Here is a 26,739-nt window from a genome sequence, read left to right as displayed (position 1 = left end):
TATATCCCGACTTTACACCATTTTATCATTTTAAGCTTAAACCCATGTTTACTTCAAAGAAATTCTTTTATGGCATGATTGCCATCCTGGCCATCTCTTTCTCTTTCGTAGCTTGTGAGGACGAGGAGCCGCCTATTCCTAATCCAGAGGAAGTAATTACTACGCTGGCATATACCCTGATCCCTGATGGCGGAGGAGCCGACGCAGTACTAAGTTTTGAAGACCTTGATGGTGATGGAGGGAATCCTCCTTCCTATCTTACAGAGCCCCTAAAGGCAAATACCACCTATAGTGGAACCCTTATTTTATTGAATAAACAAGAGACTCCTGCAGAGGACATCACGGTAGAAATTGCTGAGGAGGATGAGGATCACCAATTCTTTTTCGAACTAGGAGGAGGTGCAAATGCGACGATTGCCTATAAAGATACAGATGCAAATGGAAATCCTGTTGGCATCATGACAACCTTTACAACCGGGGATGCGGGAAGTGGAACGCTAAAAATCACCCTTCGCCATGAGCCAGTGAAAGACGCTACAGGTGTAGCAATTGGAGACATTACCAATGCTGATGGAGAAACTGATATTGAAGTTACCTTCGACATCCTGATCCAATAAAAATTTGAGACTTCGTATTTACATATTTGTACTGTCCCAGATACTAAGTTTGAGTAGTAGCTGGGCACAGTCTTGTGATCTCGAAATCAAAGGATATGTAAAGGATGAGTTTTCAAAAACTCCTCTTTCATATACAAACATAAGCATAGAAGAAACCGGTGGAGGCATCACAGCTGATTCTGCCGGTTTCTTTCATTTAAAAAATCTTTGTGAAGGAGAATACCATTTAAAACTTTCTCATTTGGGCGGAGAGACTGATAGATTTTTCATAAAACTTAGTAGAGATACACTATTAACCCTTTACCTCAAGCACCATATTGAATTTCTGGAGGAAGTACAGATAAAAGGAGAGGCCAGGTCGGATTTACAACTACAAAACCAGAAGGTATTAGGTAAAGAACAGATTCAGAAGGAAAGTGGAAAGGCTCTCGCCCAAATGCTGGAATCGATTTCCGGGGTCAGCACAATCAAAGGAGGGGGAGGAATATCCAAGCCTGTCATCCACGGCCTGTATGGAAATAGAGTTGCTGTTTTAAATAATGGGATAGCACAAGCTGGTCAACAATGGGGAAATGATCATGCGCCGGAAATAGACCCCAATACGGCACAGCAAATCAGTGTGGTAAAAGGAGTGGGAGCGGTAGAATACGGCTCAAATATCCTGGGAGGAATTATCAAAGTTAGTCCGGGCAATATTTCTCCCGATCCTCACATCCACGGCCTGATCAATTACAATTTCCAAAGCAATGGATTGGGACATAGCCTTGCAGGCCGGCTTGAGAAGTCAGATGATTGGGGAGCCTGGAGGATTACAGGAAGCTTGAAATTTAACGGCGATCAAAGAAGCCCCAATTATTTTCTAACTAATACAGGTACCAGAGAAGCTAATATAGCAGCCCAATGGGACAAAAATGTCAACTATTGGTGGAAATCGAGACTTTATTATAGCCTGTTCAATACAGAATTGGGCATCCTGAGAGGTTCACATATCGGCAATTTAACTGACCTGCAAAATGCAATAGGCAATAGGGTTCCTGCTTTCACAGCAGACACTTTCTCCTACAAGATCAATCCTCCCAGACAAGTCGTACAGCATCATTTGCTAAAATGGGAAAATCACTTTCTCTTTCCAGATCAAAGTTCTCTGACTTTTATCTATGGAGGTCAATTGAATGATCGGAAAGAATTTGATGTCCGAAGAAGCGGACGGTCTGAAATTCCTTCTCTTAGCCTCTTTCTTCAATCTCATTTTGCCGACGTCAAATACCAAAAGACCCTGGAATCAGGACTCAGTTTTAAAGTGGGAACACAAGGGAAATTTGTAGATAACAACAATAATCCGGAAACCGGTATCTTCCCCCTGATCCCCAACTACAGAAAGTATAATTCGGCCTTATACGCTTTGCTATATTCTGGAGAAAACAGACTCATGTATGAGTTGGGAGCGCGCTATGATTATCAATTATATCAGGTTGCGACCATCAATGTAGGACCACCGGCTTTTGTGGAGCGCTTTGAGCATAGCTATCATAATTATGCCCTTTTGGGAAGTTTGAAATTTACCCATAATTCCCAATTTACTTCTCGCCTCAATCTTGGGATGGCACAACGTTCCCCGGATATCAATGAATTGTATAGCCAGGGACTTCATCAGGGCGTTTCAGGCATCGAAGAAGGAGACCGTAGCCTTATTCCAGAGACTTCGATGAAAGCAGTGCTTTCAAACACGCTTATTGTGGGCAAGCAATTTTTCCTCGAATCAACCGCCTATCTACAAAATATTGACAACTATATTTTCCTCGAACCCGAAGATGAATACAGACTCACTATTCGGGGTGCCTTTCCCGTTTTTCGATATAAACAGACAGGAGCTCAAATTATGGGTTGGGATCTCTTGGCTAAATTTACGCCTGTAGAAAAATGGGAGTGGATCACAAAATATTCAGTCATCCGGGGTCATGATCTCAGCAATGATCTCCCTCTGGTTTATATGCCTGCCAACAACTTCTTTAGTTCCATAAGTTTTCTTCCGGAAGAGCAAGGCAATTTCCATTTCGACCGCCTATCGATCAATGCAAAATATGTATTTCGACAAAATCGTCTGCTTCCAGAACAGGATTTTCTTGCTCCCCCCGATGCCTACTTTTTATTAGGGGCTGAATGGGAAGGTCATATCCAATTGGGAGAATCAAAAGTTGCATTTTCTCTGCAAGCCGAAAACATCCTGAATACCGTTTACCGGGACTACCTCAATAGACTCAGGTATTATGCTGACGATTTGGGAATAAATATCCGACTAGGCATTCGCTATGAGTTTTAGGCTGTTTACCAAAGAAGACATTTCTCAATTGCTTTTATGGTTTGGTGATCCGGAAATTCGGCACCACTTAAGTGGCTTTGATCCTCCTCGCAAACAATTTGAATTGATCCTGGAACATGCCAATCGATGGGCCTATGTATGGGTAAAAGAAGAGGAAATTCTCGCTTTTGCAGAGATTGAGTTAGAAGAAGACTGGGCCAATCTCCTGATCATGGTCAAAGGAAATTACAGAAAGAAAGGTTTAGGGAATAAGATGCTGCTACACCTTCAATCTCAAAAACTAGCCCCCCAGTATCACGCATATATTGACCCAAAGAATACAGCTTCCATTCACTGTTTTAAACAGGCAGGATTTAGCTTTATGGAAGAAGAAGAGGGCATGGAAAAATGGATATGGAAAGCCTGATTCCGCTATCTTTCCCAAATTTATCTGCAAATGATTCCCGCATTCCCGACTTTCTCCTGACCTTGTGAGAAATAGAATTCCATGAAAAAATTCATCCTCCTATTCAGTCTGGGCTTATTGTTCCTGCCTCAACTTTATTCCCAAAGCCTGGATGAACTCCTTGATAAACACGCCGAAGCGATGGGGGGAGTTGATGCCTGGAAAAAGATGCATGCTCATATTATTAAGGATGAAAGTGAGCGAAATGGCATTACCTACAGGAGTGTTCTCACTGTTAAACTCCCCAACAAAGTCCGAATAGACCTGGAGACAGAAAATTGGGACCGGATCAAATCCTATGATGGCAAGGAAGGCTGGATCATGCGAAATGATAGCCTCAAGCCTATGCCGGAAGGAGAAGACAAAGAAATGGCCGAAGAAGCAGAATTTCATGGAGAGTTGGTTTTGGCGAAAAGTCGAGGCCATCAGATGAGCTATGAAGGGCTGGCTGAGCTTAATGGGCAGAAGGTTCATAAGATCAAAATGGCTAAATCGGAGCTTGATGAGCAGTTCTATTACCTCAATCCGGAAACCTATTTATTGGAAATGATTTCTGAATTTTCCGAGGACGTAAGTTGGAAAGGAGTGGAATTCAAAACGACTTTTGCTGATTATCGGAAGGTAGATGGCCTCCTTTTCCCTTTCATCACTGACTTATATGCCAATGATCGTTTGCTCAGGAGATTTAAAACACTGGAAGTAAAGCTTAATGTTGAAATTCCGGATTGGGTATTTGAAAAAGATCAGAATATCATCCGCAGAAATATGAGGCTATTTTCCAAAGCTTTGGTAGAGGGCGATTATGATACGGTAATTGACGCCTATACAGCGGATGGTAAAATCTTTCCCAATAATGCTCCCATTATGGAAGGAGAAGCTGACTTACGAGCTTATTGGATTCCACCAGCCGATCGAAAAAGTAAAACTTCCTATCATAAACTCATGCCGGAAGAGATCCGGATCATGGGAAATGAAGCCTATGACTATGGTTATTACGAAGGCAAGACCAAAAATACTGATGGAAGTGAGACCTCATGGAAAGGGAAATATGTTGTTATCTGGAAAGAAGTCGAAGCGGATGTCTGGAAAATGTATCTCGATATCTGGAACCGGGTAAGAGAGTAAAGTATGTTATTGTGGGGCTTGAGTGTTGGTGTTAAGAAATATTTTCGGGCTGAAAATTTTGTATGCAAAGATTTCTTTCTTACTCTGAGAGGAGAGATTGCTAATTCCTTCGAGTAGTGACCTAAATTCAAAATCCAGGAAAGGATGTAGATTAGCAGCCCCTTTGCGCTTTCCACTTGAATTTGAACTTTCTTTTGTATCTGATGTCGGCTTTATTCAATAATTCAAATGAAAAGGTGCTGATGATATCGGCGCTTTCACAAGCCAGCTTTCAGGCACTTTTCCAGAACCCCAATTTCTATGGCATTTTCTTTTTTACTCAGGCAGATGCCAAGCTCATCATCGATGGGCAAAAGACGGAGATAAAAGACAATTACATTCTTTTCTATTATCCCTATCAGCAACTTTCCGTAGAAGGGGAATTTGAAGGTATACTGGTGCAGTTTCATCCCGATTTTTTTTGCATTGACATTCACGCAAAAGATATTGGCTGTCAGGGCTTTCTATTCAATAATTTCTTCAATGACTTTTTGCTTCGATGCAGCGAAAAGGAGTTCAGGAAGTTGTTTCGATTCTATACATCCCTGCAAAAAGAATTGAAACAGATGGCTATCGGTCAATTGGATATGGTTTCAAGTCTGCTTAAGATATTTTTGATCAGAGCTGTTCGGATTAAAAAAGGAAAATCCCTTCAACTCTCCCTTAGCAAAGACAATCTTCATCATCAAATTGAGCAATTGATCGATCAAAATTTTCGAAAGGAATCCTCTGCAGATTTTTATGTAAAAGAATTAGATATTTCCCCATCCACCTTCAATCGCCTGTGTAAGGCCTACTTTGGCAATAGTTTCATCAATATTCTAAACCTCAAAAGAATCGCAGCTGCCAAGAACCGATTATTCCTTAGCAATTTACCAGTAAAAGATATTGCCTATGAAGTTGGGTACAATGATCCCTTATATTTCAGCAGGGTATTTAGAAAACATAGTGGTATCAGTCCCAGCGAATTCAGAAGACAGCTAAAAAGCAACCGATTGACATAATTGTCCATACAATGGTTTTTTAGTCCTTATTAGTGCCTGCAGTCATTCTGTAGATTTGTTTCATATCCTATTTAACAGGAAATATAATTATGGAACAGCAAGAATTATGGCTTAAAAGCCTCATCACAGAACATGCGCAGGCTGGGTTTGAACTGGCCATCAAACTTTCCAGAATGGGCGTAAAATCTACCCAGCCGGATGTGGAAGTATTGAAACGCTTACGAACAGACTATGCGGAAAATGCGTCAGGCCTAACAGCAGCTTCACAGGTAATCGCGCTAAATTTCCAAACGATAGCAGCAGCCAACAACTATTGGAAATAACCCCTTATCCGATCTAACCCATTTGAAACTAGCAAGTAGGCTTAAGTCGTTTCGGAACTTTTACATATAGCTTGTTTCTGAAATGGCGCCTATTTGCCTTTGGATCAACTCATCCAATCATTCCAGTCTTCAGGATTCCATTTGGTGGTTCGTTTTTTCAGTTTCGTCCAGAAGTTGATTGAATCCTTACCTGTAATATCATTAACTCCAAATCGAGATTGGTTCCAGCCTCCAAAAGAAAAGGGTTCTCTTGGTACAGGCACCCCAACATTCACCCCGACCATACCTGCGCTCACTCTATCCATAATATAATTGGCCAAACTGCCATTCTGGGTATAAACGGAGGAAGCATTGCCATAATTTGAGCCATTTTCAATGCGTATGGCTTCGTCGATATCCGAGGTTCTCATGATGACCAAAACCGGCCCAAAAACCTCTTCCTGAGCGATACGCATATCTGGTTTAACCTGATCTATGATAGTTGGACCTACGTAAAAACCCCCTTCTTTTCCAGGGACAACTGTATTACGTCCATCTACCAAAACTTTGGCTCCCTGAGCTTCTGCTTCTGTTATGTAACTTTCTATGCGCTCCTTTGCTTCGGCGGAGATGACGGTACCCATATTTTCGCCCGCTTTAATTTTCGCAGCTTCCTCACAAATGCGTTGAATAATATGATCCGTACTTCCTACTGCCACCATGGCCGAAGCAGCCATACATCTTTGACCTGCGCAACCCGCCATGGAAGCCACAATATTTGCAGCCATATCCAAATGGGCATCCGGAAGAATGATCAGGTGATTTTTAGCGCCCCCAAAGGCCATACATCTTTTGAGATTGGAGGTAGCTCTTTTGTAAACGATTTTTGCAACCCGGGTAGAACCCACAAAAGAAACAGCCTCAATATCAGGATGATCACAAATCGCTTCCACAATTTCTCTTTCTCCATTTACCACATTGAACACGCCTGGAGGTAGTCCTGCTTCCGAGAGCAGATCAGCGATCTTTCCCGCTGCAATTGGAGTTTTTTCTGAAGGTTTAAGGATCATGCAATTTCCCAGGGCAATCGCATTGGGGATAGTCCAGAGGGGCACCATCGCGGGAAAATTGAAAGGGGTAATTGAAGCTACCACTCCCACAGGAACATGGGTGGTTCTACATTCGATCCCTTTACTGACCTCCTGCACTTCATCATGAATGATTTGCGGTAAGGAGCAGGCAAATTCGGTAAGCTCCATACCTTTCATCACCTCAGCCCTTGCTTCAGACAGTATTTTGCCATTCTCTTTCTGGATAATATCAGAAAGTTCTTCCATATGACTTTCAAGGAGCTGTCGAAATCTATAAAACACCTGAACCCTTTCTTTGAGGGTTTTAGAGGACCAAATGGGAAATGCCTCTTTCGCAGCTTTTACCGCAGCATCCAGATCAGATACTTCGGATAAAACAACTGCAGAGATCTGCTTGCCATCGATGGGACTTAGGACTTCCAGCTTACTTCTTTGTCCTTTTTGGAACTCCCCATCTATAAAATTGTGGGTAATCGGAGCCTGATTTTGACCAGTCATGTTGATAATTGTTAAAAATACGGGCGTGTAAGAGTGAATCTAATAAAAATCCTATAAATTGGAAGAAAGCGGGGAACCGATAACGGACTACTTATATGCGTAAAACAATTCCTGAAATAACGGAATTAGCCTATCTTGATGCTTGTACATTGGCAGCTCTCATAAGAGAGGGACAACTTTCTGCCCGTGAACTTATGCAATCCTATCTTCAGCAATTTTCTCTCTTCAATCCAAAGATCAATGCGATCATTGATTATCTGGATGAGGAACAAGCATTGTTAATGGCAGATGAAGCGGATCGGCAACTTGCAAAAGGAGAAAAAATCGGGCCTCTACATGGCATCCCGATAGCTGCAAAAGAAATGCTGGAGGTAAAGGGTTGGAAACAAACCTTTTGCTGGGCAGCGGGTGTAGAGGAAGAAGCACTATCCGCCATGTGCCTGAATGAAGTATTGGAGGAAGATGGTTTGCTCGCAGCTCGCATGCGGCAGGCAGGCGTGCTTTATGTTGGGAAGACCAACATTCCTGAATTTGCTTTTGGCTCCCATACGAAAAACAGCCTCTATGGAGCTACCCGAAATCCGTATGATCTACGCAAATCTGCTGGTGGAAGTAGCGGAGGAGCCGCAGCAGCCCTGGCAGCTGGCATTGTATCTATTGCTGATGGCAGCGATCTGGGAGGATCTTTGAGAAACCCTGCAGCATTTTGCAATGTCATTGGATTTCGCCCATCGATAGGCAGAATCCCGAGCAAAGAAGCAGGCTGGGCGGCAAGAATGGGAACTGAAGGTCCAATGGCAAGGTCTGTTGATGATATAGGACTTCTCTTATCTGTACAGGCAGGCCCCTATAGAAATGATCCCCTATCCATTCAGGAATCCGGAGATCAGTTTCGGGAAATTCTCAAAAAGGATCATTCAGGAATACGGATTGGTTGGACAGCAGATTTTGGGCATTTAGCAGTAGAGGATGAAATAAAAAAGGTCTGCAAAAATGCTCTTGGGTATTTTGAAGATATAGGTATTGAAATCAGTGATAGGTACCCTGATATCATGCGTTCGGATCCCGAAAAAGGCATATGGGATGCCATGAGTGTATTTAGGACCTTACGAACCGTAAGTTTGGGGTGTAATGTATTCGCCTTTCACAATGCCCTGGGAGAAGGAGGAATCCGGAAATACATGGGCCCTATTGCCCAATATCAAATGCTGGATGCATACCAAACGGTCAGCACCATGGATATTTGCAAAGCAAATGAAAACCGACAGCGAATTTTCCGTGAATTTATGAACTTTTTTGAGCATCATGATTTCCTCGTCTGCCCCACTACCCAGGTTCTTCCTTTTGATATCGAATGGGATTATGTGGAGAAAATTGGAGATCGCCAGATGAGAGACTATCTCCAATGGATGAGTATATGTTGCATCCTTTCTACTGTCGGCCTTCCCATCATTTCTATGCCGTGTGGGTTTAGTAAACAAGGCTTAGCCGTGGGGATTCAGATCATCGGCAAGCCACAGACAGACCTTGAAGTATTGCAATTGGCAAAAGCTTTTGAATCTGCCAGTCAACTTTCTGCCAAATTCAATCCTCCTGCTTTATCTGTTTAAAATTATTCATTCGGTCTACATCAATGTTAAGTATATAAGGATCTACTGCCAACTGGTAGGGTTTTTCCTTTAGCTGCATGCGGAAGGATTGTTTCCCTTCAGTAAGTTCAACCCATTCAATCCTGATGAGTTCCTGAATTCCTCCCTCTCCCAAAGCCGCGATTTGTACGGGAATCTGAAAGTTGATTTCCTTTTTATTTCCTAAAGAATCCCCTTCATACATTTTGGCCATGACTTCCATTTCCACCTCATAAATCCCCTCCGCGAGCTCATGAATTCTAGCCTGCTCCAACTTTAGCTCATAGACCCGAATTTGGGTAAACATTTGCCGAATAAAGACTTCTAAACTATCCGGGGCTTGTTTGACAATCTCATCGAGCAGGTCCAAAGAGCTGGGAGGAGGATCTGGCCAGGCAAATGTTTGAAGTACCTTTTTGAGGGCTAAATTCAAGCTATCCTCTCCCATCATTTCTCTCAGTTGATACATGACCTTGGCGCCTTTGCTATAAGGAATATGTGGATGGTCGTAAGCAGCAGAGATCAAAGGAACTTCCTCGCTAAAAGCCCGATCTCTCAGATAGAGATCCATCTCTACATTCAGGGCATCAATTGTAGCCGTTTTTCCATATGTCTGTTCATAAATCATAAACTCTGTATACTGCGCCAACATTTCTGAGAGAAGAATTGCCCCTTCCTGGCTGGGTGTATTTAGCTGTCCCCCCCACCATTGATGCGCCAGCTCATGAGCAACCAATTGATTGACGATATCATGAGATCCTTTTTCCCGCATATCTGAAAAGAATCCCATGCTCTCACGAATAAAGAGGGTATTAGGATACGCTGTGGCCGCAAAACCGGAAGTAAAATCAGAAACTTCGACAAAGCGTATGTGCTCATATTGATAGGGACCAAATGCCTCTATACAATAATCCAGACTTTGACGCGCAGATTGTAACAGTCTATCTGTATTGTAGGCATGTTTCGGATGATAATAAAGCTCGATCGAGATGCCCTTATGTTCTGTTTTTGTGAGGGCATATTTTGCAGAGGAAAAAGCAAAGCGAAAAGGGATAGCTCTTTCCAGTTTATAGTGGAAAAAATTCCTTCCATTTTCTGTCCATTGCTTCAGTAAGCTTCCTGCTCCCAAAGCCAGCTGATCTGCCGAAGTAGAAATTTTATATTCCAGTTCTATGAAATCATAGTCATAGGGCAATGAATCTCCCGGACTCTCTGTGAAGGGGATAAGGGCTGATTCCTGAGGAGGCATATTCCGGGCTCTTCTCACTTCTTCATTGCTCAATTCATAATCCCTGTGATACCCAAAGAAGGGAAAGTAGCGGCTCATTCGGATAAAGGAACCATTTTCAACAATCGAATTAAAGGCTGTATGGGATTGAAAACCATTCCAGGAGGAATGGAAATAGGCTTGCATTTCAAAGCTTTCTCCCGGTTGTAAACTATCCGGAAATACGAGCTGATATTGGGCAAAGTCCGCATCATAGCTTTCTACTTCTCCTTTGGAAAAATGCAGGGAATCCATTTCAGCCTCAAAACTTAGCCCCATCAGGGCCCGCCCCAAAGCTTTCTCACTTTTGTTTTTGAGTAAATAGCGGACATAGACTTTATAGGAATGTGTTTCAGGATAAAGCTCAATTTCTGTATACAAATCGACAGGTATGGGCTGCACATTATTTTCATAGCTTTTGTACTTCTCTTCATAGGCCTGGCTCCAATCTCGGGCCTCTTCCCGGCTCATAGAATTTTCTTCAATATTGCTTTTATAGAAAATGAAAGAAGCGCTACTCAAGGCAATCAGGATACTAAGGACTGAAAGAAAAATAGTCTTTCGATTTATTTGGCTATGAAAAACCTGGATCCGGTCTGACAGAGCTTGTTCTAACTTTCGCCCCCATAATCCAAAACAAAGAATAGCCAGTAAAAATGCGACGGCAAACCAATAACTCATGCGCCAGTGAAAGGCCTCCGCATATATTCCAAATCCATTCATTTCTGAATAGGAGATTTCCAGAAGCGGCTGGGCATATTTGAGTAAAGGATGCCTGATTCCAAAAAGACTGCTCAATCGCGAACTTGTGATCAGGAGGAATAAAGCTGTGATAAGCATTCCCAAATACCTCCTGCTAAAAAGGGATTGAATAAAGAGGGCCAGAATCGCTACACAAAGAAGAGGTAAACCCGCATAATAGTAGGCAGAAAGATAAAGGCCAAGGTCTATATCCAGAAAACCTTTAGTCAACTGTATCCCAATATTTATCAGGATAGCGAGACTGATCATCAAGAGAGGAATGAGGGCCAGGCTCAGGAATTTTGACAGAAAGAAAACATAATTGCGAACCGGATAGGAGTAGGTGAGCAAATCGACATTCAAAATCCGGCTCCTCCATATCTGTTCATTGCTATAAAAGATCAGGCTCACAATCCCAAAGAAGGGAATGACTTCAATCAGATTGCCAAACAACAATCCACTCAGAGGATAATCATCGGGCATGCGGCTCCCTCCAGACAGAGTGTCGAGAGCTTCTGAGGTATAGATTAAGGCCCAAAGGAGAATCAGGATAAGAAAGGAAAGGCTTTTGAAAATAGCTTTAACTTCAAGTTGAAAGGAAGACCATAAGGCCAGTCTTTGCGCCCCTGCACTTGCAGAAAAAGTTTCCACTCGAAGCAATGGAATGCTTCGCATAGGGGCTGAATGCTGTTTTACTTTTCTTCTTTTCTTTTCCCTGGCCTTTCTGAAGCTAAATCTCCAATAAGCCAGTCCAAAGGAAAGAAGAGAAATGCTGATCCATAGCAGCCGGTTTGTCAAGAAGTTTCCTTTTAAAGCTGTGAGTTCTGTATTCCGCTCTATGTGCGACCAATAACGGCTTTGTTCAAAAAAGGCGGAGATACCGAAAGGATCCAGTTTAGCGGAAAGAGAAATCGCCTCTACTGTAGCGGGACTTGCTGTTGCTAACCAGGGAGCATTGGAATACATAGAAGCCAGCACATAAAGAACATACAAAAACAGCCCGCTCAAGTATAGCATGATCCGGTTTTTGCTCAGAGAGGCAATCAGAAAAACCAGAGATACAGCGAGGAGCACATTAGGAAGTACATATACCAATAAGGGCCAGAGATAATAGCTTAGGTGAAAAGCACCTACTTTTTCTGCATCAATCCAGGGCATATAGGTACTTAGCAATAGCCCAATCAGCATACAGGCGAAGCTCGCAAAACAGGCCAGAAAAACGCCCATAAAACGACTAAACAGAAAATGCCATTTGGAGATAGGGCTGGAGTAAACCATTTCCTCCATCCGATGATCCCTGTCTCTCAAAATCGCATTTGAAGTAAAAACCACAGCCGGGAAAATGGCACCCATAGAAAGTATTCCCATAATATAAGCGATCATATAGGGGGAATTCATATATACCTGGGGAAGGCGAAAACCAGCAACAGAAAAGACAAAAGCAAAAAAGGCAAAGGCCAAACTGGCAAATAGAAAGAGTAGTTTATGGGTATGATAACGCCACTCAAATTTCAAGAGACTAGGCAGCATGATGGCCCTCCTTTCCTTTTAGCACTTGTAATTCATGGAAATAAACATCCGATAAGTCAGGAGGAAGCAATTCGAAGCCATTTTCCGGATTTTCTTCCTCATAAATATGGATGCGGATTTTTCCTCTGAAAAATCGGGAAGAAAGGAGACTAAAGGATTCTTTATACTCCGGCAAGGCGCTTTTTTCTATAGTCTTTCTCCATATTTTTCCATTCAAGGCAGCAATCAAATCATCCGGACTTCCCACTTGAATCAATTTACCTTCTGCCATGATGGCCATTCGACTACAGAGGTCTCGGACATCCTCCACAATATGAGTGGATAGGATGACTATCACCTGCTCTCCGATTTCACTTAGTAAATTATGGAAACGATACCTTTCCTCGGGATCCAGTCCCGCAGTAGGCTCGTCAACTATGATCAGTTTCGGACTCCCTAACAAAGCTTGCGCAATCCCAAACCTTTGCCTCATCCCTCCTGAAAAGCTACTCACTGCTTTTTTCCTATCCTTATAAAGATTGGTTTGTTCCAGCAAGGCATCGACCTGTGATCTGCGAGCCTTTTTATCTACTATGCCTTTGAGTATAGCGAAATGGTCCAGGAGTTCAAGGGCTGAAATACGGGGATATACCCCAAATTCCTGTGGGAGATAGCCCAGCTCTTTCCGGATAAAATCAGGTTCTGACAGTATATCTGCCTGATTGAAATGGATGCTTCCTTCGTCCGGACTTTGCAAAGCTGCTATGCTTCGCATCAAGCTGGATTTCCCGGCACCATTGGGTCCGAGAAGTCCGAACATTCCATTGCTCAGCCGGAGAGATACCCCATCCAGAGCTTTGACTCCATTTTTATAGGTTTTGGAGAGATTATGAATGATCAGTTCGTTGGTCATAAATTTTTTGGATGATAGCTCAAGATCAAGCCCGGAAGAAAGGAGCGCAAAAAAATATGATTAAGGGAGAAATAGTCAGGATGAAAGACATTTCTCTCCTACAAGAACCCCTCTTTTCCCTTCGTCATCATTTTTGGGCCTTTACTCATTTAAATTTGATCCTTGTCTCCTTCTCCTTCTAAATTCCGGGGTGAAAGAATTTTACAAACGTATTGAAGCCTATCTTTTAGGAAAAGAGAGCTGGATGTACCTGGCGGTGATTTTGGGGGTCGCGATACTCGAAACCAATTATTTTCCTCCGCATAGCTGGGGGCAGTATCTGACTTATGTGCTTTTTTTTGGTATCGCCTTCTCCCCTAGTCTGACTTTTGCATTATTAAAGGAAAGGCATGCACTTCCTACCAGGCCTTTGTACTATTATTTGCTTTGGTCCCTGGCTTTTGTTGCCTGGCCTCTTTGTGTGGGTATAACTGCTCAGCAAGTCAGGCCTTTTTCAGAGCTTATCAGTTATCAGGAAGATGAGTTTTTCACAATAGGAATCCTGTTTTTCTTTCTGGCTCTGATTCAGGAAATATTGAAATTCCTGCAAAGCAGGTCCAAATGGCTTCCTGCAATTCGGCAATTCAATCTGGAAAAGGCTTTTTTTCTCATTCTGATTATGGCTACGCTTTTTGCTGCCTCTCTAGTAGTCAGTGATATCGAATCCTTTGAAGAGGCAGGAATCGTAAGAATGGGATTCAATCTCCCCAAGATATTTTCCCACATTGGGACCTTCCTGAGCGTATTGATTCAGTTTTTCCTCCTTTACTCGGTAGCCTATTTATTCTACCTGATCAATCATCGGTTCCTGGTCGGGAAACTCCTTAAGCAAAAAGGCATCCTGCATTACATTATGGGGGGACTGGCTACTGTCGTTCTTCTTTATCCCATTTTCGCCCAGCTGATTATGTGGCTGCCTATCCATCAGAAATTCCAACTGCTGGCTCCCAGCGAAAATATGCTGCCCTTCGATTTTCTGAATGGAGGAGTCGCTTTCATAAGCCTTATTATCAGCCTTCCAGTGATTTTGGTTTTTCAGTGGTTTCAGCAAAACAATCAGATTTTGGGCCTGGAAAAGCAACAAATACAGACTGAACTGGATTTACTCAAACAACAAATCAATCCGCATTTCTTTTTCAATACCCTCAATAATTTATATGCCCTGAGCCAAAAACAATCTTCTCAAACTCCTGAGGTCATTCTCCAATTGTCAGATTTGATGAGGTATGTGATTTATAGAGGTAAGGAAGAACGAGTATATGTAGCGGAGGAGATAAGTTATCTGGAAGACTATTGTAACCTGCAGCAAATTCGCTTGCATAAAAAACTGGACTTCCGATTCAGCACGGAATTGGATGATGAGCATCTGGAGATTCCTCCCCTACTTCTGGTTGTACTGGTTGAAAATGCATTTAAACATGGAATAGAACCTGCAGAGCATGATGCCTTTTTACATATGAACCTGAGAATAGAGGGAAAGCAAGTCGATTTCCTTTGTGAAAACTCCTTTGAGTCCGGTCAAAGCGAAAAGGGAGGAGTGGGCTTATACAATTTAAGAAGAAGGCTGGACTTGCTTTTCGGGGATAATTATGAATTGAGGCAGGAGGTAAAAGATCATATCTTTAGGGTTCATCTGAGTTGGAAGAATTCATGAAGCTCCGTACCCTGATCATTGACGATGAGCCTTTGGCACATGATATCATCCTGAAATACATGGAGGATGTGCCCTTTCTGGAATTGGCCGGTCAATTTCACCTGGCTACGGATGCCCTTTCTTTCCTCCATCAAAACTCTGTAGATCTCATTTTTCTGGACATACAGATGCCCAAGCTTAGTGGACTGGATTTTCTAAAAACGCTTCGCGAGCCTCCCATTATTATCATTAGTTCCGCTTATGCAGAATATGCTGTAGAAAGTTTTGAACTGGATGTCTGTGATTATTTGTTGAAACCTTTCCGATTTGATCGCTTTCTCAAGGCAACAAATAAAGCACTTAGCCTAAAACGAATGCAGGAGCAATCGCAGCAATCTCCTGAACCCAAAAACATCTCTCAAAAAGCGGAAGAAAATCATCAAATTTTCATCAAGGCGGATAAACGTTTCATTCAGTTGGAGACTTCAGACATTTATTATCTGGAGAGTTATGGAAATTATGTGAAGGTATGGATGAAAGAAAAATTTCATTTAACTTCTCGCACCCTGAGTAGTTTTGAGGATCAATTGAATACCCGATTTTTCATCCGCATCCATAAATCATATCTAATAAATCGACTTTGGGTAGATTTTCTGGAAGGAAATCGTTTAATGCTAAAAAACGGAGTTGAGCTCCCTATTGGGAAGAATCACAAACAACATTTCAAGCGCTTTATGTCTCGCGATATATAAGCTCTATACGTTCAAGGGTTTACATTTGGCCAGCGCCACTACCAATTCCTGCACCCGTACCGGTTTGGACACATAATCATTCATACCTATAGCCAGATATTTCTCCTTGTCTCCCTGAAGGGCATTGGCAGTCATGGCAATGATATAGGGTTGCTTATCTGCTGCCCACCGAGATCTGATCAGTTTGGTAGCTTCCATACCATCCATTTCCGGCATCTGGATATCCATGAGGATTACATCATAAGCCTGGCGGGAGAGTGATTCAATGGCTTCCTGTCCATTGGCGGCAATATCAATGCGATAGCCGATTCGTCCGAGCATCCTTTGGGCTACTTTCTGGTTGACTACATTATCTTCTGCCAAAAGAATCTTCAGCGGATTTTTCTCCCCGATAGATTTGTCAAATTCAGATTTGCGATCCTGGCTTTTGACCAGCACGGGTTGTTTCACAAAAATCCCAACCAGCACATTGACCAGAGCAGCCGGTTTGATGGGTTTATTCAATAGCGCTTCAAATTCACTCGACTTTTTATCCACCTGATTACCCAGAGAGGTCAGCATAATCAAAGGCAGATCCTTTCCCTTTTCCAGTTTGCGCAGGTTCTGGGCCAATTGAATTCCATCCATTTCTGGCATTTGCATGTCCAGAATGGCGATATCAAAAGGATCCTCATTCGCTATTTTTTCCAGGGCCTCATTTCCACCTTCACACAGCTCGACATCCATTTTCCATCCTTTGGCATACTGCAAAAGGATGAGTCTATTTGTCTCATTGTCATCTACGATCAATACCCGCTTAGCTGCCAGTTTAGGCAAGGCTTCATTTTCTTTGAGCTCTTTCTGGTTTTTATTATGTCGGGCTTTGATGGTGAAATGAAATTGTGATCCTTTTCCAGGAATACCTTCACTTTCCACCCACATAGCCCCTCCCATAAGATTGCTCAACTGCTTACTGATCGCCAGTCCCAGGCCTGTACCTCCGTATTTACGGGTAGTAGAGGCATCCACCTGACTAAATGAGCGGAAGAGTCGGGAGATGCGATCTTTGGGAATCCCTATCCCGGTATCTCTCACTTCGAAATGAAGTTCGTATTCTCCTTTTTTGGCATTAAGACAGTTGGCATTGACTGAAAGTACGACTTCGCCCTTATCTGTAAACTTAATGGCATTGTTGAGGAGATTCAGGAGAATCTGTCGAAGTCGGGTAACATCCCCAATGATAGTTTCCGGGGTATTTGCTTCGATCAGGTAAGCCAGTTCCAGCTTTTTCCCGGCTGCTTTATGAGCCACCAAATCCAAGACTTCTTCCACACAGTTTCTCAGGTAGAAGGGCTGCTCTTCCAATTCGAGTTTTCCCGATTCTATTTTGGAGAAATCCAGAATATCATTGATGATAGTCAGCAAGGAATCTCCACTTGTCCGTATGGTATCTACATAATCATGCTGCTCATGATCCAAAGGCGTATCCAATAATAAACTCGTCATACCGATAACTCCATTCATGGGAGTCCTGATCTCATGACTCATATTGGCGAGAAATTCTCCTTTGGCTCTACTGGCAGCTTCAGCAGCGTTTTTCGCCTCTTTCAACTCTCTTTCATTGTCTTTGAGCTTGGTAATATCATGCACGAATCCCAGGAGTCCAAACGCCTCTTCATCCTCATCGATCAAAGGAACTTTCACAGTATGGAGATAGGTTTTTCGCCCTTCTTTTTCTAGATGTTCTTCTTCAATGAATTTGGGAACCCTGCTTGCAACGACTTCATCATCATCTTTCCAGAAGCCTTTAATACCTTTTTCCGGATTTCCATACACCAATTCCTCCGGGACTCCAACTCCCAGATCATTTTTCCCAATCATGTCTTCACTTTTCATTCCATGAGCTTCCGCGAAAGCCTTGTTTACGAGGGTGTATTTGTGATCCAGATCTTTTACAAAGATCCAGTCGGGCGTTGCATCTATTATATTCCGCAAAAGCCTTCTTTCCAGCTCCAAAGATTTTTTAGATACTCTCAATTCAAGATTCGCAGCTTCTGCATTTTCCTTGGCGATATTGAGCATTTCTTCTGCATGCTTTCGCTCACTCAAATCGTAAACTGTCGTTAGAATAGCTCTTCTTCCTTTATATTGGAATGGAAAGAAAGAAGTACTCCCCCAAAAAGTTTCTCCATTGTATTTGGTATAAAGAATCTCTCTATTCTTCCGAGCCTTTCCTCTTTTAACTACATTCATCAAAAGCTGAAGATCTTCTCCCCTTTTGATTATTTCGGTTACATGCTTACCCACTCCTTCTCCGGGAAGGCAAACCATGGTCCGCTCCAAAGATTCATTTCCATACAGGCAGAAGCCTTTGGTATCATTGATGGCGATTGGAATGGGAAGTTTATCCAGAATATAGCGGATATCCTGTTCTCGTTTCTTTATTTCTTCCTCTGCTTTTTTCTGTTCGCTGATGTCAAAATAATTGAGCATTCGCCCTCCATCCGGTAGTACCTGCACCTGATAACTTAAAACACTTCCATCTTGCCGTTTGAATTCCGATTTTGGAACACCATCGGGAGAAGTGATGCTGCTTATACGGTCCTTTTTATATTCTTCCCATTTATCATCCTCGACTTCATAAATGCCTGAGTAGCGATTGAACTCCAGGATATCATCAAATGATGGATTGCTATTGATCAATTCATCTGAGAAGTTCCACATGCGACAGGCTGCTCTATTTGCTACCAGAAGATTCAAATCCTTATCCATAAAAAGGATTCCATAATCTATGGTATCCAGCAAGAGTTTGAAACGACCCAGAATTATTGCCAGTTGATTTTTATTTTCCCTCAACTGATTTTCAATGGTCTTTCTTTCGCTTATATCCAGCAGCGTCGATTGCGTATGGGTGGGTATCCCCTCTTCTGTCCGCTCAATCATGGCCCGATCAAGGATCCACTTTACCCCACCCTTTTTATCTATGATCCTGTACTCTTGTTCTACATAATTCGCTCCTCTCGCCAATTCTGTTTCTGCGTAATTGAAGACCCTTTCTATGTCTTCAGGATGCACAATCTTTGCAAAATCATAGGCATCGCCCTGAAAATCCTTGGCATCATATCCATACTGGGTCACATTTGGAGAAACATAGTCCAGTTTCCAATTGTTTCCTTCTATCTCCCATCGAAAAAGAACTACCGGACTTTTTTCGACCACCTTGTTCGCAACCTCCAACTTTCTCAATGCCAGTTGAGATTGAGAAATCGAATTTTTCGTTTTTTGCTGGAGTAATTGATTTTCGAGTGTTCGGGACAGGACATAACCGATCTGTGAAATGATTTGAAGATGGCTTTGGTCAAATGATTTCCCGCGCTTCTTTCCTACATCCAGGGTTCCAATCACTTTACCCAGAATGATTAAAGGGGAAACAATCCGCGACCTCACTCCCTTCTCCATCAACATGCTATTTTCAGAAAAATCGCGATCTGAAACTTCATTTAGTAATATATCCCCTTTGCTCTTACAGATTTCTTCCTGTGCAGAGCCCTGAAACGGAATTCTATAAAAATTCTCAACATTTAAGGTCTCTTGAGAAGCACTAAAAATCTTGATACTTTCCGATTCTTTTTCGATGAGATTGATGCAGGCAAAATCAGCTCCCATGATTCTCTTCAGAAAACGAGCACAAATCTGAAAGCTTTCTTCCTGCGATTTTGCTCCTCCCAGTTCCAGACCCATTTCATTGAGTAAGGACAAGCGAGAAGTTTGCTCATTGTACTTATCGAGGTTTTTTTGCTTATAACTGATCAGTTCTCTCTGATAGATACTTTCTACTCCCTTTTGCTTTTTTACCCCCAGGTATTTCCAGGCGAGAGCCTCAAGTTGCTCCTGACTCAAAGTGAGTTTCTCTCCATTTTGAAAAGCCCTCAGTGATTCATCCAAATCCAGACTTTGCTTTACATCCCCGATGGGTCGAAAAGTAATATCTATATACTGATTCATCCAGGAAGCAACTTTGTCAGATTGCTCTGAACGAACAAGAACCTCAACAAAGTCGAGATCATCGAAGAGGTTCATTCCTTCAAAAAAGATTCCTTTGATAAATTCTTGTGGAAAGGGGGAAGTCAGCGACAGGCTGAACTTGCTTGTTTCATTAAATTCCAGGAGTTTGATGTTGAACCGAGACTCCTCGAGTTTGTGAAAGACATCACTAAGAAGTCCAAAATTCTGGTTGAATTGCAAAAATTCGAGAGAGGAATTAGGAGCAGAGCTACCAGCATGAATAAACCAGGTGCGGCTAAACTCTTTGCCCGCAAAAAATAAAATGCTGGCAGGATTGCTGTGTCTGGCTGTAAGATTTTCGAGTAATTCCAGAAAATCCCCTATGGGATAGCATTGATCCTTCTCAAAATCTTGAGATAGCGTTTCTGCCTCACCCTTACTGAGTGTGTAGGAGTATAGAAATGAATCAATAAATTTATGAACAAAAGAGCCAGCTACTTCTCCATTAATTTCCATTACCTGCCACAATTATTTGTAGTGGATATTTAATATTATGTACTAAATATATGAGGGTATTGAAATAAAGTCTTCCGCTTTTAGGGAGGAAGATTACACAGGAAATATTTTGGGTGAATGTGTAGCTTAAAAGCGAGGGAAAAGCCTTAGTCTTTTAGCTTAAGCTCATGTGGGCTGCTTTTGGGAATACGCTCTATCAAACCTCTGGCCTCCAGGTCAAGTTTCACAGTGGTGATATACCACATGGGAGAGCCTTCAAAAGATTCTTTTTCCAGAACTCTACGCCCGATTCGGGTCAATTCTTTGAATGTAATTTTGCCCGCATCTTCTATCAATTCAAGGAGGAGTGCCTTGACATGCTCATACTTTTTGCGGGATATGTTGACGCCATTTTTCCCTTCAGGATGAAGGGTTAAGATTTTCTCTTCCATAGCTACTGAAGTTAACCAATGGAGAATAAAATAGCTACTACCTGACCAGTTTGATAACTCCTGTTTGCTGAAGGTCTTTGCAAACACTCAATTGGGCATTGAGTTCGTAGCGATACTCTCCCTGAGAGAGTTTACGCCCTTCTTCCGTCCGTCCGTTCCATTTTTCATCTGGCTGATCGATATGCTTTATTAGCTTTCCATTCTTTTGGTAAATTTTCATATCGATGCTTTGTAAATATCCTCTTACGAAAAAAAGATCATTTACTCCATCTCCATTGGGCGAGAAAAGCTCCGGGACGACGATCATCCCATCGTGCTGCACTTCAATTTGCAAACTATCCTTGGCCGGACAATCGTTTCCCTCTTCATACATAGTGCATAAAACCGTATAAGTTCCGGCTTCTTCAAATGTATGACTGGGGTTTTTCGTATTTACAGGCTCCGTTCCATCCCCAAAATCCCATATATAGCTTTCGGCATAAGAATCAGCAGCTTCAAAACTAAAGCTGGCTTCAGATACACAAAGAGCGATCGTATCCGAGGGGGTACTACTTATCTGTGCATTTCTAAAAGGAAGATCTTTTATGTTTATATGAAGCGTGTCCCAGCAACCTCTGCTATCTTCCGCACGAATGGTATATAAACCCGGTCCCAGGCCATCCAATCCTACTCCCTCATATTCATTTTGGGTATCCCAGCGATACCTGAATTCTCCTACTCCTCCACTAGCTCTTACGACTGCCGCTCCATTTTCCAATTTGCAAGATGCGTCTTCTTTATGGACCAAATCAATAAATATTGGCTCTGGACTCATAAGGGCAAAGGTTTGCTTAGAGCTGCAGTTATTTTTATCTGAAAGCAGGACCTCATAGGTGCCGGAATTTAAGCCTTCGATTGAAGCATTTGTCTGCCCGGAATTCCACTGATAGCTATAACCGGCACCGGCAATTTCTTTCAAGCGTATGGCTCCGTCTCCGGAATTATCACAAGTTGGAATACTGATGCTTGTAGGAACGATAGCAGGAGGTGGGGCAATATGTAATACCAGGGAATCTTCCTGTACAACTTCTGCAGAATCCAGTACTTGCCTTTTAAATCGAAAATAGCCGCTTTCCATTTTTTCTGTGAATAAACGGGCATGACTATAGGAAGGACCTCGACTCAAATCCTGAGAAGTCCAGACACATTCGAGACTATCTGGTAAATCTTCCCATACATTCAGAATGCGAGGGGTAGAGGATTTGTGACAAACTACCAGGGTATCCGGTAAGGATCTGTCTGTAAATTGACCGAGTAAATATGCAGGTAAAAGTAGAGCAACAGAAAGAAGCAACGGAATTCTCATGGAAATAGAAAAACAACGAAGTCTAACTTCATTGGACCCCAAATATACTGAATGACCTACCCATTCAGAGCAAAAAGATACCAATTTTCTTGGTAAAGCCCCCGAGGATAAGCGAAAATCTATTTTGCGACCCTTAAAGAACGTCCCAATAAATTATTCATACAGATGAACAATCTTTGTAATTTATGATAAAGCTTGTATATTAGCCTTGCTTGTCTTGTAATTCTATTAACGCCATCCTCATGAAGAGAATTGCCTTCATACTGCTTGTTTTCTTTTTGGCGCAATCTGCCCATTCCCAAATTACACGCGGTAGCTCCGTACCACCTAATTTTATCCAACAACAATTTCAGCGGAATTTCCCTGATGCAGAAGAAGTTCGTTGGAACTCACCTCGATATGGCTTTTCAGCCAGTTTTTTCCAAAGAGGCTATGCCATGACCGCTTTTTTCTCCGAAGAAGGCGATTGGATGTCTACTCGGATCAGCATACCCGAAAGTCAGGTCCCCAGTGATGCTATGCGTCATTATCGGGACAATTATCCCGGATTTCGGATAACAGAAACTGTCTTTCACGACGCGACCGGCGACAGTTATTATTGCATCTTCGTCATTGGCCGTTCCTCTGAACGAGAACTGCATTACGATGATAATGGAAACTTTATCAGAGCAGTTAACAAATAGAAATATTTGATAAAATCATACTCCTGATTTTCCAGAGAACACGTAGGTTTTTTTAAGACTCCCTTAGTCTTGCCTGATTTTTATGTGTAAAATTCAGGATGAAAACATCTGCCATTGTAGTCTGTAGCCTTGTTCTGAGCATGTTTCCCTCCCGGCTTCCTGCTCAGGATTATAGCTTTCCCCATGCCCGTTATAGTCATGGCGGGCTTATCAGGCTTGATACTACCAGCAAAGAAATTTTCCTGACATTCACTGGAGGTGATTTCAATGAGGGTGCTCAAAAAATCCTCCGCTGCCTTCGGAGAAAAAAACTGAAGGCTCAATTTTTCTTTACGGGAGATTATTATCGAAATCCCGACAATGCCCGACATATCAAAAAGCTAAAGAAAATGGGACATTATTTAGGCGCCCATTCTGATAAGCACTTGCTCTATGCAAGCTGGGAGAAGCGGGATTCTTTATTGGTCAGTAAATCTACCTTTACCAAGGACCTCCTAAACAATTATCAGATCATGGCGGATTTTGGGATAGAAAAAGAGGAAGCGATTTTTTTTATGCCACCTTATGAATGGTATAATCGGGAGATAAGTCAATGGACAAAAGAAATGAATCTGGTTCTTATCAACTTCAGTCCCGGTACCCGCTCAAATGCAGACTATACTACCCCTGACATGGGCAAACGATACCTGAGTAGCCAAAGAATTTTTGAAAGCATCCTGAACTACGAGACAGAGGATGCAAATGGATTGAATGGATTTATCCTTTTGCTTCATATCGGTACTCATCCCAGCCGTACAGATAAATTTTACGACAAGCTTGGGGAGCTGATAGATGAACTTCGAAATAGAGGCTATTCTTTTTCCTTATTATCAGAGTTGTAAACGAATGCTTCGCTTTGTCAATTGATCCGCCAGAAATAAAATGAAAAAACTAAAAAGCAGGGAACGCATAATTCCTCCAAAGCCTATATTTAAAAATTCAGGGATAAACCCATAGCCTGCGATAGCATAAAATAAAGCGGGTAGTATATAGGTAAGCAGGGGATTGGTTCCCGCAGGTTTGAGGAAATTAGCCCATGACTTTCGCCCTTTCATATCTACCAACCAATAAACCAGCGGAAAAATAAAAAAACAGGAGGCTGAAGAATATAAGGCCCAGCTCAAGCTGGCTTTTATTTTTGAAATTCCTCCAAATCCCTCCATAAAATAAGCAAGGATCAAACATAGCATACCGGCAAGCAGCATATAGGCAATTTTTTGTTTGGCATCAGCCTTAATCCCCTCCCCTCTTAATATGGCTGAGCAGAGAATTCCCGAGATGACAATCAGGCTATGCACCAAATGCCCACTTTGAGATTTAAGCCATAAAAAAATAGATAGTTCCCCAAACACATCTGCTTTCAATCCAGCAATCAAAAAAATAAATCCCAGAAAGAGAGCGAGTAAATAAGCTAGCTTTTTAGTCCCTGCCATATATGCAAGGATCGCTATCAAATAGGCCCAGCCTATCAAACCCAGGATTCCCCACCAACTAGGCGTCATTCCTATTAAGTCTCCTTCACTGCCTTTTCGATAGCTTGCAAAGAGTGCAATGAGGATGAGTATTCCGCCTATTTTCAGAGCTGTATATAGATTTTGTTTGCTGCGCTCTGTGCTTTTGGGATAGTTGTTCCAAATGAGAATAGCGGCGATATAGAGTAATGCAGACCATAGGCGTTTAGGAATAAGGTTCGCCTCGGCATTCATTTCCTCAGCATTCACCATATAAACGCCTAGAATGATCAGGCCTAAAGTTCGTATGAGGGTATGTTTCCAAAAAGAGACTTTAGAGGAATCCTTGGCAAGTCGATTGCTTACGGCAAAAGGGATAGACATTCCCACGATAAAGAGAAAAGCCGGAAAAACCACATCCACAAAGGTCATCCCATTTACATCTGCCGCTACATGTTTCATCCAGGCAGGGATGCCCGATACGGCTGCCAATTCATTTACAAAGACCATCATAAAAATGGTCAGGCCTCTGAAAATATCTATAGATAGTATGCGCTCTGTTTTCATCGTCTTTTAAGATTAAAAGCCTTTTGCCCATAGGGCCATGATAAGTATAGCATCAGCGGTACCATCCATGGTAGGTTCATTGGTGGAATAATCTCCGATATCATCATGATAAACCACGAATTCATTTTGGAAAGGAGCAAATTCGTCTGCTTCGGTAAGAATAAGTCCTTTGAGATAATCATGGATTGTGCGGAAAATAGGCCCATCTATCAGGCCTCCTGCAGGAGTCTCTTTTAGTAAAGCTCTGGGAGGGATATGCACATCAAAGGGAGTCTCTCCCTCTCTGGGAATGCCTGTAAACATGCTCGTTCCCCAGGGATTTCGCCCAAACAACCAATCTCTGTGCAAAAGCATTTCTGCATGAAATTGCTCATCTCCACTCATTTTCTCATAAAGCATCACCTGTGTAATGAAATTGACCATCAAATTATTAGAGCACCAGAGGAAAGGAACTCCGATTTGGTAGGAATTTCCCCGGGATCGTTGAAGGACTTTTTCAATATTCGCTTTGTACCAGGCGATCAAATCCTTTTTCACGGAATCAGGTGCATGGGGATAAAGGGAAAAATGAGCCATATTCATAAAGGGATACTTTTCATAGTGCAGCATAGTATCCCGAGCCATCCAGCCATCCTCCTGAATCTGGTAGGCATAGGCAATGGCTTCATCCAGATATACTTTTTTGTGGGTCAGTTTGTATAACTCAGCGGCTCCCCATTCCATATCATCTTCCCAGCTATTTTCATTGTAGCGATAGGGGGCTCCATGTGAGTTTCCCTGCTGATAGCCTTCTTGTTCTCTGCCCATGCGATAGAGTTCTTCAGCAGCTTGTTGACATCTATTGGCAAAGTTTTCGTCCAAACCTGCCTGTTTCCATATTCTTGCTCCTAAGGCTAAAGCAGCGGCAGAGCGACCAGCCAGATTCGCAATACCCGTAGCTTGGCTTTTCCATTCTCCTAAGCCTTGAGGAGTGCCTGTAGCGAAATATGCTGCCCGATAGGAATTGGGCCCCCAACCATATTCTGCATTATCCTTGTGGGGAAATTTAAAGCCTCGGTGATCTCGATCATCTGCAATCTGGTGAATCAGCCAATCGTTTTTGGGATGCAGTTTGAGAATCCAATCCAGGCCCCACTTCGCTTCATCCAAAATGTCAGGAATTCCATTGGCATGTGGATGCCCATATTCATCTACTATGTCTTTAAACTTCTCTGCAGCCATTTCATAGGCCATAAGCATACGAGCTGTAGCATTGGAAGAAGTGATCAGGTATTTGAGTTGGTCCCCCGCATCATGCCAGCCTCCGCTAAAGTCAAAATAGCTAGAGTCTTCAACCGGTGCATAAAAGATACGTCCGTCAGATTGGTGGCAAACAATATCGAAATAGGGATTGTAGCCACATCTCTGTTGCCGCATAAAAGCCAATAAGTCCAAGTGGTAGTTTCCATAGACTTTTTCACCGATGGAAAAAGAAGTTGAGCGAATTTCGCCTACTTTAATATAATAGCTCCCTTCTTCCTGCCATTCACTGAAATCAAACAGGTATTGATGAGCGAATTTTCCCCAGGTTTTGCCTTTGGCTTCCGAGAATTTTTTCTTCAAAATACTTTTATCTCCTTTTGTCGAAATCAATTCGGCTTTGCCTTTCAGGTCCTCAGTGGCCATGATCAAAGCAACTTTTGAATCCTCTGGAAAGTAGCCAATGATGTTTGTACGAATGTGAATATCCTGTGCTGAAAGGAATCCAAAACATAAAATGAAGCAAAGTGCAAATCGCATAGTTTTTCTCAGATAGTAGTA

Annotated in this window: 19 protein-coding genes; 11 read left to right on the top strand and 8 right to left on the bottom strand. The window is 42.4% G+C overall.

What is annotated here, in order from left to right:
* The first annotated feature begins 44 nt into the window (after positions 1 to 44).
* From R8P61_00925 to R8P61_00900, 6 genes are all read left to right on the top strand, one after another.
* On the top strand, positions 45 to 617 hold the full coding sequence (locus tag R8P61_00925; GenBank protein ID MDW3645607.1) for a type 1 periplasmic binding fold superfamily protein: 573 nt from the start codon (positions 45 to 47) through the stop codon (positions 615 to 617).
* A 4-nt stretch (positions 618 to 621) separates the two neighbouring features.
* Positions 622 to 2,937 carry a TonB-dependent receptor gene (locus R8P61_00920; GenBank protein ID MDW3645606.1) on the top strand — a complete coding sequence of 772 codons (2,316 nt, stop codon included), beginning with the start codon at positions 622 to 624 and terminating at the stop codon, positions 2,935 to 2,937.
* Positions 2,927 to 3,343 (top strand): GNAT family N-acetyltransferase, encoded by a 417-nt coding sequence (locus tag R8P61_00915; GenBank protein MDW3645605.1) that lies wholly within the window; start codon positions 2,927 to 2,929, stop codon positions 3,341 to 3,343. Before R8P61_00920 ends, R8P61_00915 begins: the two co-directional genes overlap by 11 nt.
* Before the next feature lie 81 nt (positions 3,344 to 3,424).
* The gene (locus R8P61_00910; protein MDW3645604.1) at positions 3,425 to 4,507 is read left to right on the top strand and encodes a DUF4440 domain-containing protein; all 1,083 of its coding nucleotides are present in this window, start codon (positions 3,425 to 3,427) and stop codon (positions 4,505 to 4,507) included.
* Between the two features lie 242 nt (positions 4,508 to 4,749).
* Positions 4,750 to 5,550 carry an AraC family transcriptional regulator gene (locus tag R8P61_00905; GenBank protein ID MDW3645603.1) on the top strand — a complete coding sequence of 267 codons (801 nt, stop codon included), beginning with the start codon at positions 4,750 to 4,752 and terminating at the stop codon, positions 5,548 to 5,550.
* 89 nt (positions 5,551 to 5,639) lie between these two features.
* Positions 5,640 to 5,873, top strand: a complete 234-nt coding sequence (locus R8P61_00900; protein MDW3645602.1) for a hexameric tyrosine-coordinated heme protein — start codon at positions 5,640 to 5,642, stop codon at positions 5,871 to 5,873.
* 104 nt (positions 5,874 to 5,977) lie between these two features.
* Here R8P61_00900 and R8P61_00895 read toward each other — a convergent pair whose 3' ends face one another.
* Complete coding sequence (locus R8P61_00895; GenBank protein MDW3645601.1) at positions 5,978 to 7,441, bottom strand: CoA-acylating methylmalonate-semialdehyde dehydrogenase; 1,464 nt, start codon at positions 7,439 to 7,441, stop codon at positions 5,978 to 5,980.
* Between the two features lie 95 nt (positions 7,442 to 7,536).
* On the opposite strand from R8P61_00895, the gene R8P61_00890 reads away from it, so the two are divergent.
* Positions 7,537 to 9,051, top strand: coding sequence for an amidase (locus R8P61_00890; GenBank protein MDW3645600.1), 1,515 nt, complete (start codon positions 7,537 to 7,539; stop codon positions 9,049 to 9,051).
* On the opposite strand, the gene R8P61_00885 is transcribed toward R8P61_00890, so the two are convergent.
* Together R8P61_00885 and R8P61_00880 are read right to left on the bottom strand one after the other, a co-directional pair.
* Positions 9,026 to 12,607 carry a M1 family aminopeptidase gene (locus R8P61_00885; GenBank protein ID MDW3645599.1) on the bottom strand — a complete coding sequence of 1,194 codons (3,582 nt, stop codon included), beginning with the start codon at positions 12,605 to 12,607 and terminating at the stop codon, positions 9,026 to 9,028. The genes R8P61_00890 and R8P61_00885 overlap by 26 nt on opposite strands.
* On the bottom strand, positions 12,597 to 13,499 hold the full coding sequence (locus R8P61_00880; protein ID MDW3645598.1) for an ABC transporter ATP-binding protein: 903 nt from the start codon (positions 13,497 to 13,499) through the stop codon (positions 12,597 to 12,599). The genes R8P61_00885 and R8P61_00880 overlap by 11 nt, the downstream gene beginning before the upstream one ends.
* 190 nt (positions 13,500 to 13,689) lie before the next feature.
* On the opposite strand from R8P61_00880, the gene R8P61_00875 reads away from it, so the two are divergent.
* Together R8P61_00875 and R8P61_00870 are read left to right on the top strand one after the other, a co-directional pair.
* A complete protein-coding gene (locus R8P61_00875; GenBank protein ID MDW3645597.1) occupies positions 13,690 to 15,192 on the top strand; it encodes a histidine kinase in 1,503 nt (500 codons plus the stop codon).
* Complete coding sequence (locus tag R8P61_00870; GenBank protein ID MDW3645596.1) at positions 15,189 to 15,923, top strand: LytTR family DNA-binding domain-containing protein; 735 nt, start codon at positions 15,189 to 15,191, stop codon at positions 15,921 to 15,923. Before R8P61_00875 ends, R8P61_00870 begins: the two co-directional genes overlap by 4 nt.
* A 3-nt stretch (positions 15,924 to 15,926) precedes the next feature.
* Here the strand turns inward: R8P61_00870 and R8P61_00865 are convergent, their stop codons facing one another.
* The 3 genes from R8P61_00865 to R8P61_00855 form a co-directional block, all read right to left on the bottom strand.
* Entirely contained in the window at positions 15,927 to 20,423 is a 4,497-nt protein-coding gene (locus R8P61_00865; protein MDW3645595.1) for a response regulator, read from the bottom strand.
* Between the two features lie 146 nt (positions 20,424 to 20,569).
* On the bottom strand, positions 20,570 to 20,854 hold the full coding sequence (locus tag R8P61_00860) for a hypothetical protein (protein MDW3645594.1): 285 nt from the start codon (positions 20,852 to 20,854) through the stop codon (positions 20,570 to 20,572).
* Between the two features lie 37 nt (positions 20,855 to 20,891).
* Positions 20,892 to 22,199: a gliding motility-associated C-terminal domain-containing protein gene (locus tag R8P61_00855; protein ID MDW3645593.1), complete on the bottom strand. Its 1,308-nt coding sequence runs from the start codon at positions 22,197 to 22,199 to the stop codon at positions 20,892 to 20,894.
* A gap of 242 nt (positions 22,200 to 22,441) precedes the next feature.
* Here R8P61_00855 and R8P61_00850 point away from each other — a divergent pair, with 242 nt between their 5' ends.
* Positions 22,442 to 22,882: a PepSY-like domain-containing protein gene (locus R8P61_00850; GenBank protein MDW3645592.1), complete on the top strand. Its 441-nt coding sequence runs from the start codon at positions 22,442 to 22,444 to the stop codon at positions 22,880 to 22,882.
* A gap of 98 nt (positions 22,883 to 22,980) precedes the next feature.
* Complete coding sequence (locus tag R8P61_00845) at positions 22,981 to 23,763, top strand: polysaccharide deacetylase family protein (protein ID MDW3645591.1); 783 nt, start codon at positions 22,981 to 22,983, stop codon at positions 23,761 to 23,763.
* Here R8P61_00845 and R8P61_00840 read toward each other — a convergent pair.
* Positions 23,752 to 24,939, bottom strand: a complete 1,188-nt coding sequence (locus R8P61_00840) for a DUF5009 domain-containing protein (protein ID MDW3645590.1) — start codon at positions 24,937 to 24,939, stop codon at positions 23,752 to 23,754. The genes R8P61_00845 and R8P61_00840 overlap by 12 nt on opposite strands.
* 12 nt (positions 24,940 to 24,951) lie before the next feature.
* A complete protein-coding gene (locus tag R8P61_00835; protein MDW3645589.1) occupies positions 24,952 to 26,718 on the bottom strand; it encodes a glycoside hydrolase family 9 protein in 1,767 nt (588 codons plus the stop codon).
* Between the last annotated feature and the right edge of the window lie 21 nt (positions 26,719 to 26,739).

It is taken from the genome of Bacteroidia bacterium, assembly GCA_033391075.1.
In the GTDB taxonomy this organism is placed as follows: domain Bacteria; phylum Bacteroidota; class Bacteroidia; order J057; family J057; genus JAWPMV01.
This window is presented reverse-complemented; position numbering and strand designations above follow the sequence as displayed.